Origin of the sequence: Mycobacterium colombiense, from assembly GCF_003284935.1 — a bacterium.
GTDB classification, from domain to species: Bacteria; Actinomycetota; Actinomycetes; order Mycobacteriales; family Mycobacteriaceae; genus Mycobacterium; species Mycobacterium arosiense_A.
The window spans coordinates 47,376-62,254 of sequence record NZ_QMEV01000027.1; the positions used below are offsets into that span (position 1 = coordinate 47,376).

Genomic DNA, 14,879 nt, shown 5'->3' on the forward strand with positions numbered 1-14,879 from the left:
CTACAGGTCGGCCAGCGCCCTCAGGCAGGCCGCTCCCAGGGCGGCGGGATCCGCCCCGATCTGATCGAGGGTCACCGTCCGCAGGGCGGCGCGGGGCGCCGCGTCGACCCAGTCGATCCCGGCCTGCAACGGATGAATCGGGTCGTCGACCGCGGACGCCACCCCCAGCGGCGCGGCCAGCACGGCCAGCTCGTCGCAGCTCGGCGCGACGTAGGCGGCCGCCTCTTCCATGGCGTCGGGCAGGTGCGGCCACTGCGCGCCCCACGACCGGGTCAGCTCCGCGGCGAGCCACGGCGGGCTGGACGCTCGCATCTGGGTGGTGGTCGCCGCCAACCCGTCGGCGCGCAACTGGGACGCCGAATACCGCGCCGCAAGGGCCGCGGGCGCTGACCCGGGCGCGCCCGCCCAGGCCGGCAGTGCGGCCAGCACCGCGACCGTGCGGTCGGGGTGGGCCAGCGCCCAGGCGGCCGCCACCGCGGCGCCGATCGACACCCCGCCCACGGCGATCGGCCCGCGCCGAGCCGCGCCGTCCAACGCCGCCAGATAGCCCTCGATCAAGCGGTCGGGCCGCGGCGGCGGGGTCACCAGCACCGCCCCGACCTCGGATAACGGGCCCGAAAATGCCCGGTGGACGTAGTCGTCGTCGGAGCCGGTTCCGGGCAACAACACCGTCGTGACACCGCGCAGATCGACCACCACCTCTAGATAGTGCCCCGCCGTTCCCGCGCCCTCCAACACGAGGTTTGAGTCGGTTGGCGCTGGGGAACCAAGAGGTCTACGGTGTCCGTTGGCATAAATGGAAGCGTCGAGGCTTATCAGCATTGTCAGGAGTGGCCATGGGGGCCCAAGGGTATCTGCGCCGGCTCACCCGTCGGTTGACGGAGGATCCGGAGCAACTCGATTCGGAGGAACTCTCCGACGAGGTCGCAAGCACCGGCGCGCAACGCGCGATTGATTGCCAGCGGGGCCAGGAGGTCACGATGGTGGGGACGCTGCGAAGCGTCGAGTGCAATGGCAGGGCCTGCTCCGGCGGGGTGCGCGCCGAATTGTTCGACGGCAGCGACACCGTCACGCTCGTGTGGCTGGGTCAGCGCCGCATCCCGGGCATCGACTCGGGCCGCACCCTGCGGGTGCGTGGACGCCTCGGCAAGCTGGAGAACGGTGGCAAGGCGATCTACAACCCGCACTACGAAATTCAGCGGTGACTGACCCCGAAGATCCGGGGGCAACCCCGCCGGAGTCGGGCGCGTCGGAACACATGAGCACCAACCGCATCAGCCCGGAACGCCTGCTGGCACAGGCAGGCGGTGTCAGCGGTGTCATCTATTCGTCTCTTCCGGTGGTGGTCTTCGTCATCGCCTCGAGCGTGTCGGGATTGGTTCCCGCGATCGTGGCCGCGCTGGCGGTGGCCGCGCTGATCCTGGTGTGGCGGCTCATCCGTCGCGACTCCCCGCAGCCGGCCTTCTCGGGCTTCTTCGGCGTCGCGCTGTGCGCGCTGATCGCCTACGTGTTGGGCGAGTCCAAGGGCTACTTCTTGCTGGGCATCTGGATGTCGCTGGTGTGGGCGGTGGTCGTCGCGGCGTCTGTGCTGATCCGCCGGCCCCTGGTGGGTTACGGGTGGAGCTGGGCCACCGGGCGCGGCGACCGCTGGCGCGAGGTGCCGCGGGCCGTCTACGCCTTCGACATAGCGTCGCTGGGTTGGGTGCTGGTGTTCGCCGCCCGGTTCGTGGTGCAGGGCCTGCTGTACGATGCCGACCGGACCGGTTGGCTCGCGGCGGCCCGGATCGGGATGGGCTGGCCGCTGACCGCCCTGGCCGCGCTGGCCACCTACGCGGCGATCAAGTCGGCGCAGCGCGCCATCGCCGCCGCCGACGCCCCCGCGGTCGAACTGGAGCCCGGCGCCGTCACCGACTGATCAGTCGCCGCCCGGGCTGTAGCTGCCCAGCAGCATCTTCTGCAGGTCCTTTTCCGCCTCGGCGACGGCGACGAACAGGAGTTCGTCGCCGCCCTCCAGTGGCTCGTCCTCCTCGGGCACGATCACGCGCGGGCCGCGCAGGATCGTCACCAGCGAGGTGTTGCGCGGCAGCTGCAGCTTGCGCACCGGCTTGCCGCCCCACGGGGTGTCATCGGGCAGGGTGATCTCCACGAGGTTGGCCTGGCCCTTGCGGAATTCCATCAGCCGCACCAGATCTCCGACGGCGACCGCCTCTTCAATGAGCGACGCCAGCATGCGCGGCGTCGATACCGCCACGTCGACTCCCCAGGCGTCGGTGAACAGCCATTCGTTGCGGGGATCGTTGACCCGGGCCACCACCCGCGGGACCGCGAACTCCGTTTTGGCCAGCAGGCTCAGCACGACGTTGGCCTTGTCATCGCCGGTCGCGGCTACCACCACGTCGAACTCCTGCAGGTGCACCGACTCCAGCAGGCTCAGTTCGCATGCGTCGCCCAGCCGCCAGTGCGCGGCCGGGATGGCGTCGACGTCGACGTGATCGGGGTTGCGTTCGATCAACGTCACGTCGTGGCCGTTGCCGATGAGTTCCCGGGTGACCGAGCGCCCCACCGCGCCGGCGCCGGCGACAGCTACTTTCATCGGCGCCGCTCCTCAATCAGGTAGTCGCTCGAATTCATCACAGGTCTTCGCTCGGGGGTAGCGCGGCGATGGCCACCGCCTCGGCGGCGCGGCCGGAGATCGCGGCCACATACACCTGGTCGCCGGCCTGGATCACCGATTTGGGCTCCGGCAGCACGCCCGCCCCGAAGCGGATGAGGAACGCGACCCGGGCGCCGGTGGCCTGCTCCAGGTCGGTGACCCGATGCCCGATCCAGTCCTCGTGCAAGACGACCTCGGACACCGCGACCGTCCCGGTCGGGTCGCGCCACTTGGCCGTCTCCGATTCGCGCAGCAACGCGTTGAGCAGGCGGTCGGTGGTCCAGGGCACGGTCGCGATGGTGGGAATGCCCAGCCGCTCGTACACCTCGGCGCGCTTGGCGTCGTAGATGCGGGCCACGACTCGCTTCACGCCGAAGGTCTCCCGCGCGAGCCGGGCCGAGATGATGTTGGAGTTGTCGCCGGACGAGACCGCGGCGAACGCGTCGGCCTCGTCGATGCGGGCCCTCAGCAGCACGTCTCGGTCGAATCCCTGTCCCAGCACCCGCTCGCCGGCGTATTCGGGGCTGAGTCGGTTGAAGGCGGTGCTGTCCCGGTCGATGACCGCGACGTCGTGACCGATGCGGGAGAGCCCGTCGGCGACCGAGGAACCGACCCGGCCGCAGCCCATCACCACTACTCGCAACTTGAGGTCCTCTCGGCCCGCGTCAACTGGCAACCCACGTCGGCCAGCCGTTTCGGTCGGCGAACATTCTCCTACGAACGCTACCGCCAAACCCGTCTGGGCTTACTCTTGGCTCTCGTGTCCAAACTTTCAACCGCCACCCGTCGGTTGCTTATCGGTCGGCCGTTTCGCAGCGACCGGCTGAGTCACACCCTGCTGCCCAAGCGGATCGCCTTGCCGGTGTTCGCCTCCGACGCGCTGTCCTCGGTGGCGTACGCGCCCGAGGAGGTCTTCCTGATGCTCTCGGTGGCCGGGGTGACGGCGTACGCGCTGACACCGTGGATCGGGCTTGCGGTGGCCGCCGTGATGCTGGTGGTGGTGGCCAGCTACCGCCAGAACGTCCACGCCTACCCGTCCGGCGGCGGCGACTACGAGGTGGTCACCACCAACCTCGGCGACACCGCCGGCCTCGTCGTCGCCAGCGCGCTGATGGTGGATTACGTTCTCACCGTTGCGGTCTCGACGGCGTCGGCGATGGCGAACATCGGCTCGGCGATCCCGATCGTGGCCCAGCACAAGGTGTTCTTCTGCGTGGTGGCCATCCTGCTCGTGATGGCGCTGAACCTGCGCGGCGTGCGCGAGTCCGGGTTGGCGTTCGCCATCCCGACGTACGCGTTCATCGTCGGTGTCCTGGTGATGATCGGCTGGGGGCTGTTCCGGATCTTCGTGCTGGGCAATCCGCTGCGGGCCGAATCCGCCGGTTTCCAGATGCATGCCGAGCACGGCCAGGTCGTGGGTTTCGCGTTGGCGTTTTTAGTGGCGCGGTCGTTTTCGTCGGGTTGTGCGGCGCTGACCGGCGTCGAGGCGATCAGCAACGGGGTGCCGGCGTTTCAGAAACCCAAGTCGCGCAACGCCGCGACGACGCTGCTGATGCTCGGCGGCATCGCGGTCACCCTGCTGATGGGCATCATCGTGCTGGCCGAGAAGATCGGGGTCAAGCTCGTCGAGGATCCCGCGCGGCAGCTCACCGGCGCGCCCCCGAACTACTACCAGAAGACCTTGGTCACCCAGCTGGCGCAGGCGGTGTTCGGCAGCTTCCACATCGGGTTCCTGCTGATCGCCACGGTGACCGCCCTCATCCTGGTGCTGGCCGCCAACACCGCCTTCAACGGATTCCCGGTGCTCGGCTCGATCCTGGCGCAGCACAGTTACCTGCCGCGCCAATTGCACACCCGCGGAGACCGATTGGCGTTCTCCAACGGCATCCTGTTTCTGTCCGGGGCGGCGCTGCTGGCGATCATCGCGTTCCGCGGTGAGGTCACCGCGCTGATCCAGCTGTACATCGTCGGCGTGTTCATCTCGTTCACGCTGAGCCAGATCGGCATGGTCCGGCACTGGAGCCGGTTGCTGCGCACCGAGACCGATCCGCGGGCGCGGCGCAAGATGATGCGCTCGCGGGTGGTCAACACGGTCGGGTTGCTGTCCACCGGGGCGGTGCTGCTGGTGGTGCTGGTGACCAAGTTCGCCGCCGGCGCGTGGATCGCCCTGTTCGCGATGAGCCTGCTGTTCGGCATCATGAAAATGATTCACCGGCACTACAACACCGTGAACCGCGAATTGGCCGAGCAGGCCGCCGCCCAGGACGACGTGGTGTTGCCGAGCCGCAATCACGCCGTGGTGCTGGTGTCCAAATTGCACCTGCCGACTTTGCGTGCGCTGGCCTACGCCAGGGCCACCCGCCCCGACGTTCTCGAGGCGGTGACGGTCAGCGTCGACGATGCGGAGACCCGCGAGCTGGTGCACAAGTGGGAAGAAAGCGATATCAGCGTGCCGCTCAAGGTCATCGCCTCGCCGTATCGCGAAGTCACCCGTCCCGTCCTGGAATACGTCAAGCGGGCCCGGGAAGAGTCGCCGCGCACCGTGGTGACGGTGTTCATCCCGGAGTACGTGGTGGGTCACTGGTGGGAGCAGGTGTTGCATAACCAGAGCGCTCTTCGGCTCAAGGGGCGGCTGCTGTTCATGCCGGGCGTCATGGTGACTTCGGTTCCGTGGCAATTGAGTTCGTCCGAACGGCGCAAGACCTTGCAGCCGCACGTGGCGCCGGGTGACGCACGTCGGGGAATCTTCGATTGACCCGCGAATCGACACGCGCGCCCCGCGCGTCGGCGCCCCCGGTGGGGGAGCTGACGCTGACCACCGGTGCGCCGGCCAACGGGGGCAGCTGCGTCGCGCACCACGAAGGCCGCGTGGTGTTCGTCCGGTACGCACTGCCCGGCGAGCGGGTCCGCGTCCGGGTTACCGCGGATCGCGGATCCTATTGGCACGCAGAGGTTCTCGAGGTCATCGAGCCGGCGTCCGGGCGCACCGCGTCGCTGTGCCCGATCGCGGGGGTGGGCGGCGCCGGTTGTTGCGACCTGGCCTTCGCCGGCCCGGAGGTGGCCCGCGCGCTCAAGGCCGAAGTGGTGGCCAATCAGCTCGAGCGCCTAGGGGGGCATCGCTGGAGCGGTGAGGCCGAGCCGCTGGCGGACTCCGCGCCGACGGGGTGGCGCACCCGCGTCCGGCTCGATGTCGGCCCCGACCGCCGGCCGGGCTTTCACCGCTATCACAGCGAGGACTTGGTGACCGACTTGCGCTGTGCGCAGCTGCCGCCCGGCATGCTCGACGGGATCGACGACATCGAGTGGCCCCCGACGGCCCAACTGCACGTGGCCGTCGACGACGACGGCGTGCGTCACGTCGTGCGCACGCTGCGGCAGGGCAGGCACACGGAGACCAAGGTGGTCCAGGGACGCTACGAGGCGGTGCAGCGGGTGGCGGGGCGTAGCTGGCAGGTGCCGGTGACCGCGTTCTGGCAGGCGCACCGCGACGCCGCGGGCGTCTACAGCGATCTGGTCGCCGACTGGGCGCAGCCCGGCGCCGGGATGCGCGCGTGGGATTTGTACGGCGGCGCAGGCGTTTTCGCCGCGGTGCTCGGCGAGGCGGTCGGGCGCTCCGGACGGGTGCTCAGCGTCGACACCTCCCGCGGGTCGACCCGCGCCGCGCGGGCCGCCCTGACCGACCTGCCCCAGGTGCACATCGTCACCGACTCGGTGCGTCGCGCGCTGGCCGCGCAGCGCGGGCGCGCCTCGAGAGCGGATGTGGCGGTACTGGATCCGCCGCGGGCGGGAGCCGGGCGCGAGGTCATCGATCTGCTCGCGGCCGCGGCCGTCCCTCGCATCGTGCACATCGGTTGCGAGGCAGCATCTTTCGCGCGCGACATCGGGATCTACCGCAAGCACGGGTACACCGTCGAGAAGATCAGGGTGTTCGACGCCTTCCCGCTGACCCATCACAGCGAATGCGTGGCGCTGCTGACGCGGTAGGAACTGTTCGGCGACAACGGCCCATGCCCTCTGTCAATGCAGTTCCGCGCCGGTGAATCTCACGACCGGCTAGACTGCGTCGCGGTGTGCCGGGAAGTCTGGTCGGCGATGTCGTTGTCGACCGATCGAAAGGTGCGCGTGCTAGTTATCAACGAACGGGCCGGGACGGTCGAGGCATGTCGACCGCGTGCGCCGCGCGTGGTCGCCGGCATCCGATTGCTGCCATCGTGAACGAGAGCCTCCGTTATGCGCTGATGGTCCTGTTCTCCAGCGCCGTCGGTTTGGTTGCGGTGCTGGCGAACCGCCTCACCGAGCGATTCAAAATCCCAGTGCCGCTGCTGGTGCTGGTCGGAACGGCGGTGGCGGTGCACGCCGTGCCCGTGGTGCAGCCGCCGTCCGAGCGGGTGGTGGAGCGGGTCATCACCATCGCGCTAGTGCTGGTGTTGTTCGACGGCGGAATGCACATCGGGCCCCGCCGTTTCCGCGCGGCGATCGCCCCGATTCTGTCGGTCGGCGTCGCGGGCACCGCCCTCACCGCCGCCGGCGCCGCGCTGATGCTGCACTACGCGTGCGGAATCAGCTGGTTCCCCGCGGTGCTCGTCGCGACCGCGGTGGCGCCCACCGATCCGGCCGTCGTCTTCTCCGTCTTGGGCAAACGCGAGATCAGGGGCCGCAGTAGCACCATCCTGGAGGGCGAGTCCGGCGCCAATGACCCGGTCGGCATCTCGTTGATGTCCAGCCTGATCGCCGCCGGTGGGCTCACCGCCGCCGGATTCGCCAGCGTGGGAGGGCAATTCGTTCTGCAAATGGCGATCGGTCTGGCGGTCGGGGTGATCGGCGGCCGCGCGCTCCTCGTCTTCATGCGCCGCGTGGCGCTGCCGAGCGAAGGCCTCTATCCGCTGCGGACGCTGGCCTCCTGCCTGATGCTGTACGGCATCGCCACGCTTGCCCACGGCTCGGGATTTCTGGCGGTGTTCGTCGCCGGAATCGTGATCGGCGATGCTCACGCGCCGTACAAGCCGGAAATCAAGCGGTTTCACGCCGCCCTGGCCGGTCTCGCCGAAATCGTCGCGTTCGTCGTGCTGGGTCTGACTGTCGACCTGGACGTGCTCACCCACCCCGACGTCTGGATTCCCGGGCTCGTCCTCGGAGTGACCCTGACCGCGCTGATTCGCCCGCTGGCGGTGGGCGCCTGTCTGGTCGGCGTCCAGCTCAAGCGAAACGAACGCGTCTTCATACTGTTCTCTGGCCTTAAAGGGGCCGTGCCCATCTTGCTCGGCGAGCTGCTGCGCGCCGCGCATCTCCCCAACGCCGAACGTCTGTACGGCATCGTGGTCGTCGTCGTGATCTTCTCGGTTCTGGTGCAGGGCAGCTCGGTGCCCGGCGTCGCGAAGCTGCTGCACCTGCCGATGCGCACCGTCGAGACCCAACCGTGGCAGATAGGTGTCCGCCTAGCGGACGAACCGCACGGGGTCCATCGCTTCAGCGTCGCCAAGGGGTCCGAGGCCGAGGGGTGCACCGTCGAGGGGCTCAGTGATCGCGTCGGCGACATCTGGGTGAGCATCGTCGTCCGCACCACCGGCCTGGTCCCGGTGCGCGGCGACACCGAACTTCAGGCCGCCGACGAGGTCGTCATCCTGGCGGATCCCGAACTTCGTGGCGCCCTTGCCGAACTTTTTGAGCCCTCGTAGGCCGGGCGACTCCGTCTGCGGCCGTGCCATTCGGCGGCCGCTGCGTAGACTGACTGGATGCTGGAACAGATCCGCGGGCCCGCTGATCTGCAGCACCTTTCTGCGCATCAGCTTCGCGATCTGGCCACCGAGATTCGCGAGTTCCTGATACACAAGGTCGCTGCCACCGGGGGACACCTCGGGCCCAATCTGGGCGTGGTCGAGCTGACGCTCGCCCTGCACCGGGTGTTCGACTCACCCCACGATCCGATCATCTTCGACACCGGCCATCAGGCCTACGTGCACAAGATGCTGACGGGGCGCTCCCACGAGTTCGAAAGCCTGCGCAAGAAGGGCGGGCTGTCCGGATATCCGTCGCGCGCCGAGAGCGAACACGACTGGGTCGAGTCCAGCCATGCCAGTGCGTCGTTGTCCTACGCCGACGGCCTGGCCAAGGCCTTCGAGCTGAGCGGGCACCGCAACCGGCACGTGGTCGCGGTGATCGGCGACGGCGCGCTCACCGGGGGCATGTGCTGGGAGGCGTTGAACAACATCGCCGCCTCCGGCCGGCCGGTCATCATCGTCGTCAACGACAACGGCCGCAGCTACGCCCCGACGATCGGCGGTGTCGCCGACCATCTCGCCTCGCTGCGGCTGCAGCCGGCCTACGAGCAGGCGCTGGAGAAGGGCCGCGACGCGCTGCGCGCGCTGCCACTGGTCGGCAAGCTGGCCTACCGCGTGATGCACAGCGTCAAGGCCGGCATCAAGGACTCGCTGTCGCCGCAGCTGCTGTTCACCGACCTGGGGCTGAAGTACGTGGGCCCGGTCGACGGCCACGATGAGCGCGCGGTCGAGGCCGCGCTGCGGCACGCCCGCGGCTTCGGCCGCCCGGTGATCGTGCACGTCGTCACCCGCAAGGGGATGGGCTTCGCCCCGGCCGAGGACGACGAAGCCGAGCAGATGCACTCCTGCGGCGTCATCGACCCGGTGACCGGCCAGGCGACCAAGATCGCCGGCCCCGGCTGGACCGCGACGTTCTCCGACGCGCTCATCGGCTACGCCCGCAAGCGCCGCGACATCGTGGCGATCACCGCGGCCATGCCCGGGCCGACCGGGCTGACGCCGTTCGGGCAGCAGTTCCCGGACCGTCTGTTCGACGTCGGCATCGCCGAGCAGCACGCGATGACGTCGGCGGCGGGGCTGGCGATGGGCGGCATGCACCCGGTGGTGGCCATCTATTCGACGTTCCTCAACCGGGCCTTCGACCAGATCATGATGGACGTGGCGCTGCATCGGCTGCCCGTCACCATGGTGCTCGACCGGGCCGGCATCACCGGCTCGGACGGCGCCAGCCACAACGGCATGTGGGACCTGTCGATGCTGGGGATCGTGCCCGGCATGCGGGTGGCAGCACCGCGCGACGCCACCCGGCTGCGCGAGGAGCTCGGTGAGGCGCTCGACGTCGACGACGGCCCCACGGCGCTGCGCTTCCCGAAAGGCGATGTGGGCGAGGACATCCCGGCGATCGAACGTCGAGGATCCGGCACCTCGGGCGTCGACGTGCTCGCGGTCCCGGCCGGCGGTTGCAACCACGACGTGCTGCTGATCGGCGTCGGCGCGTTCGCGTCGATGGCGCTGGCGGTGGCCAAGCGGCTACAGGACCAGGGGATCGGCGTCACGGTCATCGACCCGCGCTGGGTGCTGCCGGTGTCCCCGAGCATCCTGGAGCTCGCGGAGCAGCACAAACTCGTCGTCACGTGTGAGGACAACGGGGTCAACGGGGGGGTCGGCTCGGCGGTGTCGGCCGCCCTGCGCGCCGCCGAGATCGACGTTCCCTGCCGCGACGTCGGACTGCCGCAGCGGTTTTACGAACAGGCCTCCCGCGGCGAGCTGCTGTCGGATCTGGCGCTCACCGACCAGGACGTCGCCCGCCGCATCACCGGCTGGGTCGCCGCGCTGGGCAGCGGCGTCGCCGAGGCGGAGATCCGCGAGCACCTCGACTAGTCAGCGGCCTCGGATTCCGTCGGCGGCGCCTGCAGCGCCCGGGCCAGCGGCGGGTCCACCAATTCCCGCTGCCACGGCCGGGCCTGGCCGGCGCGCAGGAAATTCTCGACGGCATCGAGCGGATCGGGGGCGGGCGTCCAGTCCCAGCACAGCCGTCGCACCAGGTCCGGTGACACCAGGTTCTCGGTGGGGACGTGCACCCGCTCGGAGACCTCGGACAGCGCCGAACGCGCGGCCTCCAGCCGGGCGGCGGCCTCCGGTTTGCGCCTGCTCCACCGCGCCGTCGGTGGCGGGCCGTTGGACGGTTCGCTGTCGGCGGGCGGGTTCTTGGTCCGCCGGGCCTCGTCCAGCGCCGCCAGCCACGTCGCGGCGCTGCGCCGCTGATTGCGCCCCCCGAACACGGGCAACGCGACCAGTTCCTCGACCGTCGTCGGGTTGGCCAGTGCGGCGTCGATGATGGCCGAGTCGGGCAGGATGCGGCGCGGCGCGATGTCGCGGCGCTGCGCGATCCGGTCGCGCGTCAACCACAATTCACGCACCGCGGCCAGGGCCCGCTGATCGCGCACCCGATGGATGCCCGACGTCCGCCGCCACCGGTCCGGGCGCACCGCGGCGCCCGGATCTTTCGAACCCGTGTCCCGCAGATAGTCGAATTCCTGTGCGGCCCAATCACTTTTGCCCTGCTCGGCCAGCACGTCGGCGATCGCCGCGCGCAGCTCGATGAGCAGCTCCACATCCAGCGCGGCGTAGTTGAGCCATTCGGCGGGCAGCGGGCGTTTGGACCAGTCGGCCGCGCCGTGGCCCTTGGCCAGCCCGAAGCCCAGCAGCCGCTCGACCATGGTGGCCAGGTTCACCCGCTCGAATCCCGCCAGCCGCCCCGCCAGTTCGGTGTCGTACAGCGCCGGCGGCCGCATGCCCACCTCCGCCAGGCACGGCAGGTCCTGATCGGCGGAGTGCAGGATCCATTCGTCGGTGCCCAACACCTCGGCCACCGGCCGCAGGGCCTGCAGCGGGTCGGCGCCGTGGCTCACCGGATCGATGAGCACCGTGCCGGAGCCGGCCCGCCGGATCTGGATCAGGTAGGCCCGGTTGGAGTAGCGGAAACCCGACGCCCGCTCGGCGTCCACCGCGAAGGGCCCGTGGCCGCGATCCAGCCGCTGCGCGGCGTTCTCGATGTCGCGGACGCTCACCGAGATCGGCGGGACGCCTTCGGACGGGTGCGGCAGCGGGCTGGGCGCGGGTTCGGTGCCCGCGTCACCGGGCGCGTTGCTGCCCGGCCCGTCGGCCGCCGGTTCGCCCATGCTAGGCGCGTGACCGTGAGCTCAGGTCGGTGACTCCAGCGGGTGGTAGGCCCGCGGCGTGCTCCAGCACCTCGCAGAACGCCTCGACATGGCCGCCGACCTCGGGTGAGGTCGCGGTCCACGACGCGCGCAGCTCGAGCTGGTGGGCGCGCGGCGGCCCGGAAATGTCTCCGTAGCGCACCGATGTGGTGGCGGTGACGGTGCCGCCCAGGGCGACGACTTGTTCCATACGTGACTCCAGTGCCTCGACTAGCCAGCTCCACGCTACTTCGGGCAGCAGCGGGTCAACCGCCTCGCTGGGGTCGAGGTCGGCCTGGATGTAGGCGACCATGCGGATGGTGCCGTCCCACGCGTCGGCCCCTTCTGGGTCGTACAGCAGGATCAACCGTCCGAAGGCGTCGCCCTCGGACCGTTCCGGAATGATGTCGCGGTCGGGATGTTTGACCTCGGCGCCCAGGGCGTAGCTGTGGGGAGCCAAGCGTTGCGGCGGCCGGATGGGACCCAACTCGATCTCCGGCCGCACGACGACGGCGTTCATCGCCGCTACCGCCTCGCGGAAGGGGGCCGGTTCGGATGAGGTCACTTGGCGCCGCTCCTGTCCATCCCGACCGTTCTGCGTCGTCACGGCACGGGTCACAGGGATCGACGGTAGACCCACAGCCCGACACGCCGCGACAGGCGCGCCGCGTTTCAAACCCGCCGCGACCAAGCCGTTACCAGGGCTCCACCAAAGCTATATGTGCAGGTCACCGGATAAAACGCGCCTGGCGTTTCTCGCGGTGGGCCGCCAGGCCTTCCTGCACGTCGGGGCCGCTGAAACTGAGAAATTCCAGGCCCACCGAGGTCTCGAAGGTGGGGCCCATCATGCGGTACCAGTGGTTGAGGCTGCGCTTGGTCCACCGGATCGCGTTCTGCGCGCCCTGCGCCAGGTTCTCGGCGATCCGGGTGGCGGTGGACAGCACGTCGTCGTCGTCGACGCAGGTCGAGACCAGCCCGATCCGCTCGGCTTCCTCACCCAGCAGGGTCTCGCAGGTCAGCAGGTAGTACTTGGCCTTGGCCATGCCGACCAGCAGCGGCCAGCAGATCGCGGCGTGGTCGCCGGCCGCCACGCCGAGCTTGGTGTGCCCGTCGATCAGCTTCGCGGTCCGGCCCGCCACCGAGATGTCGGCGAGCAGGGCCACCACCAGACCCGCGCCCACCGCCGGCCCCCGGATCGCCGACACGACGGGGGTGTCGCAGTTGATCAGGTTGTGCACCAGGTCGCGGGCCTCGCGCATGATGCGGATCCGGCCCTCGTAGTCGTTGATCGTCTCGTCGATCAGGTCGAAGCTGCCGCCGGAGGAGAAGGCTTTGCCTTCGCCGCGGACCAGGACGGCGCGCACCGCCGGATCCCGGTCGATCACCGGCCAGATGTCGGCGAGGTCGCGGTGCATCTGCGGGCCGACCGAGTTCAGGCCGGGGGAGTCGAGCACCAGCGTCAGCACCCCGTTGTCCCCGAGCTCGCGGCGCAGGCTGGGAAACTCGTCGTAACTCGCTGGGGGCTTACTGACGGGCATCACCGAGCTCCTGACGTTCAAACGGTTGCGGTGGTCGATAGTACGCAGCGGGATTCGGTGTTCTGGTGGTCATGGCAGCATTGAGGCTGATGAGTACTCGCCGCGACCTTCCCGAGTCGCCGTATCTGGCGGCCGTGAGCGGTCGCAAACCCAACCGGGTGCCGGTGTGGTTCATGCGCCAGGCCGGTCGCTCGCTGCCCGAATACCGGGCGCTGCGGGCCCAGACCGACATGCTGTCGGCCTGCTTCGACGCCGAGCTGGTCTGCGAGATCACCCTGCAGCCGGTGCGCCGCCACGACGTCGACGCGGCGATCTTGTTCTCCGACATCGTGGTGCCGCTGCTCGGTGCGGGCATCGACCTGGACATCGTCGCCGGGGTCGGGCCGGTGATCGAGTCGCCGGTGCGCACCGCCACGCAGGTCGAGGCCATCAAACCCCTTGACCGGCAACGGGTTGCGCCGGTGTCCGACGCGGTGTCGCTGCTGGTGTCAGCGCTCGGTGAGGTTCCGCTGATCGGCTTCGCGGGTGCGCCGTTCACCTTGGCGTCGTACCTGATCGAGGGCGGCCCGAGCCGTCACCATGCCCGCACCAAGGCGATGATGCTGGCCGAGCCGGACACCTGGCACGCGCTGATGGAGAAGCTGACCGACATCACGGTCGGCTTCTTGCGGGTGCAGCTGGAGGCCGGGGTGGACGCCATTCAGGTGTTCGACTCGTGGGCCGGGGCGCTGTCCCTGGCGAACTACCGCACCTACGTGCAGCCGCACAGCGCCCGGGTTTTCGCCGCCCTGGCCGACCACGGTGTGCCGATGACCCACTTCGGCGTCGGCACCGCCGAACTGCTGGGCGCGATGTCGTCGGTCGGCGCGAACGTGGTGGGCGTGGACTGGCGCACCTCGCTGCCCGATGCGGCCGCCCGCGTGCAGCCTGGCACGGCGCTGCAGGGCAACCTCGATCCGGTGGTGGTGCTGGCGGGCTGGCCGGTGGTGGAACGCGCGGCGCGCGCCGTGGTGGACGACGGCCGGCGCGCGATCGACGCCGGCGCCGCCGGTCACGTCTTCAACCTGGGCCACGGCGTGCTGCCCGAAACCGATCCCGGTGTGCTGACCGACCTGGTGTCGCTGGTCCACTCCCTATGAGTGCTCCCTCGTATTGCGTTGTGGGGGGCGGTATTTCGGGGTTGACGGCGGCCTATCGGCTCCGCCAGGCCGCCGGCGACGGCGCGGCGATCACGCTGTTCGATCCCGGTGACCGGCTCGGCGGCGTGCTGCGCACCGAGCTGGTCGGCGGGCTGCCGATGGATGTGGGTGCCGAGGCATTCGTGCTGCGCCGCCCCGAGCTGCCCGCACTGCTGGCGGAGCTGAATTTGTCTGAGCGCCAGCGTGTTTCGACCGGCGCACGCCCACTGATCTACAGCGGCCAGGGGTTGCGTGCCCTGCCGGCGGCCACGGTCGTCGGGATCCCATCGTCGGCGGCCTCGGTGGCGGGACTCGTCGACGACGCCACGGTGGCGCGCATCGAGGCCGAACCCGGACGACCGCTGAGGTGGCGGGCCGGCAGCGACCCGGCGGTCGCCGACCTGGTGGGGGAGCGATTCGGCGAGCAGGTGGTGGCCCGCTCGGTGGATCCGCTGCTGAGCGGGGTGTATGCGGGCTCGGCGACCACCATCGGGCTGCGCTTGGGCAACGCCCACTCGAGCCACGCGAGGGCG

At 69.8% G+C, this 14,879-nt stretch carries 14 protein-coding genes; 8 read left to right on the plus strand and 6 right to left on the minus strand.

Annotated elements, in window-relative coordinates; all coding sequences use genetic code 11:
* The gene (locus DQP57_RS14290) at positions 1-699 is read right to left on the minus strand and encodes an alpha/beta hydrolase (RefSeq protein WP_112633578.1); all 699 of its coding nucleotides are present in this window, start codon (positions 697-699) and stop codon (positions 1-3) included.
* 137 nt (positions 700-836) lie between these two features.
* Between DQP57_RS14290 and DQP57_RS14295 the strand changes: the two genes are divergently transcribed.
* Entirely contained in the window at positions 837-1,205 is a 369-nt protein-coding gene (locus tag DQP57_RS14295; protein ID WP_112633564.1) for an OB-fold nucleic acid binding domain-containing protein, read from the plus strand.
* A 53-nt stretch (positions 1,206-1,258) separates the two neighbouring features.
* Positions 1,259-1,915, plus strand: a complete 657-nt coding sequence (locus DQP57_RS14300) for a DUF3159 domain-containing protein (protein WP_112633565.1) — start codon at positions 1,259-1,261, stop codon at positions 1,913-1,915.
* Here DQP57_RS14300 and DQP57_RS14305 read toward each other — a convergent pair whose 3' ends face one another.
* Positions 1,916-2,593, minus strand: a complete 678-nt coding sequence (locus DQP57_RS14305) for a potassium channel family protein (protein WP_112633566.1) — start codon at positions 2,591-2,593, stop codon at positions 1,916-1,918.
* A gap of 37 nt (positions 2,594-2,630) precedes the next feature.
* Positions 2,631-3,296: a potassium channel family protein gene (locus DQP57_RS14310; protein WP_112633567.1), complete on the minus strand. Its 666-nt coding sequence runs from the start codon at positions 3,294-3,296 to the stop codon at positions 2,631-2,633.
* Positions 3,297-3,413: 117 nt separating this feature from the next.
* Between DQP57_RS14310 and DQP57_RS14315 the strand changes: the two genes are divergently transcribed.
* The 4 genes from DQP57_RS14315 to dxs all read left to right on the plus strand — a co-directional run bounded on the left by DQP57_RS14315 (position 3,414) and on the right by dxs (position 10,311).
* Positions 3,414-5,408 (plus strand): APC family permease, encoded by a 1,995-nt coding sequence (locus DQP57_RS14315; RefSeq protein ID WP_112633579.1) that lies wholly within the window; start codon positions 3,414-3,416, stop codon positions 5,406-5,408.
* A 41-nt stretch (positions 5,409-5,449) separates the two neighbouring features.
* Positions 5,450-6,637: a class I SAM-dependent RNA methyltransferase gene (locus tag DQP57_RS14320; protein WP_112633568.1), complete on the plus strand. Its 1,188-nt coding sequence runs from the start codon at positions 5,450-5,452 to the stop codon at positions 6,635-6,637.
* Positions 6,638-6,864: 227 nt separating this feature from the next.
* Positions 6,865-8,328: a cation:proton antiporter gene (locus DQP57_RS14330; protein WP_240631758.1), complete on the plus strand. Its 1,464-nt coding sequence runs from the start codon at positions 6,865-6,867 to the stop codon at positions 8,326-8,328.
* 57 nt (positions 8,329-8,385) lie between these two features.
* The gene (dxs, locus tag DQP57_RS14335; RefSeq protein WP_112633570.1) at positions 8,386-10,311 is read left to right on the plus strand and encodes a 1-deoxy-D-xylulose-5-phosphate synthase; all 1,926 of its coding nucleotides are present in this window, start codon (positions 8,386-8,388) and stop codon (positions 10,309-10,311) included.
* Here dxs and DQP57_RS14340 read toward each other — a convergent pair.
* The 3 genes from DQP57_RS14340 to DQP57_RS14350 form a co-directional block, all read right to left on the minus strand.
* Positions 10,308-11,612 carry an HRDC domain-containing protein gene (locus DQP57_RS14340; RefSeq protein ID WP_112633571.1) on the minus strand — a complete coding sequence of 435 codons (1,305 nt, stop codon included), beginning with the start codon at positions 11,610-11,612 and terminating at the stop codon, positions 10,308-10,310. The genes dxs and DQP57_RS14340 overlap by 4 nt on opposite strands.
* 1 nt (position 11,613) lies before the next feature.
* Complete coding sequence (locus tag DQP57_RS14345; RefSeq protein ID WP_112633581.1) at positions 11,614-12,237, minus strand: DUF3000 domain-containing protein; 624 nt, start codon at positions 12,235-12,237, stop codon at positions 11,614-11,616.
* A gap of 121 nt (positions 12,238-12,358) precedes the next feature.
* Positions 12,359-13,168, minus strand: a complete 810-nt coding sequence (locus DQP57_RS14350; protein WP_112633572.1) for an enoyl-CoA hydratase/isomerase family protein — start codon at positions 13,166-13,168, stop codon at positions 12,359-12,361.
* Positions 13,169-13,257: 89 nt separating this feature from the next.
* Between DQP57_RS14350 and hemE the strand changes: the two genes are divergently transcribed.
* Positions 13,258-14,307 (plus strand): uroporphyrinogen decarboxylase, encoded by a 1,050-nt coding sequence (hemE, locus tag DQP57_RS14355; RefSeq protein WP_112633573.1) that lies wholly within the window; start codon positions 13,258-13,260, stop codon positions 14,305-14,307.
* On the plus strand, positions 14,304-14,879 hold a 576-nt coding region (locus DQP57_RS14360), incomplete at its 3' end, for an FAD-dependent oxidoreductase (RefSeq protein ID WP_114149385.1). The genes hemE and DQP57_RS14360, both read left to right, overlap by 4 nt.

What these genes read in the sequence shown, in the direction of transcription:
- DQP57_RS14295 (WP_112633564.1), top strand. Translation starts at nt 837, where the DNA reads ATGGGGGCCCAAGGGTATCTGCGCCGGCTCACCCGTCGGTTGACGGAG.
- DQP57_RS14300 (WP_112633565.1), top strand. Translation starts at nt 1,259, where the DNA reads ATGAGCACCAACCGCATCAGCCCGGAACGCCTGCTGGCACAGGCAGGC.
- DQP57_RS14305 (WP_112633566.1), bottom strand. Translation starts at nt 2,593, where the DNA reads ATGAAAGTAGCTGTCGCCGGCGCCGGCGCGGTGGGGCGCTCGGTCACC.
- dxs (WP_112633570.1), top strand. Translation starts at nt 8,386, where the DNA reads ATGCTGGAACAGATCCGCGGGCCCGCTGATCTGCAGCACCTTTCTGCG.
- DQP57_RS14340 (WP_112633571.1), bottom strand. Translation starts at nt 11,612, where the DNA reads ATGGGCGAACCGGCGGCCGACGGGCCGGGCAGCAACGCGCCCGGTGAC.
- DQP57_RS14350 (WP_112633572.1), bottom strand. Translation starts at nt 13,168, where the DNA reads ATGCCCGTCAGTAAGCCCCCAGCGAGTTACGACGAGTTTCCCAGCCTG.
- hemE (WP_112633573.1), top strand. Translation starts at nt 13,258, where the DNA reads ATGAGTACTCGCCGCGACCTTCCCGAGTCGCCGTATCTGGCGGCCGTG.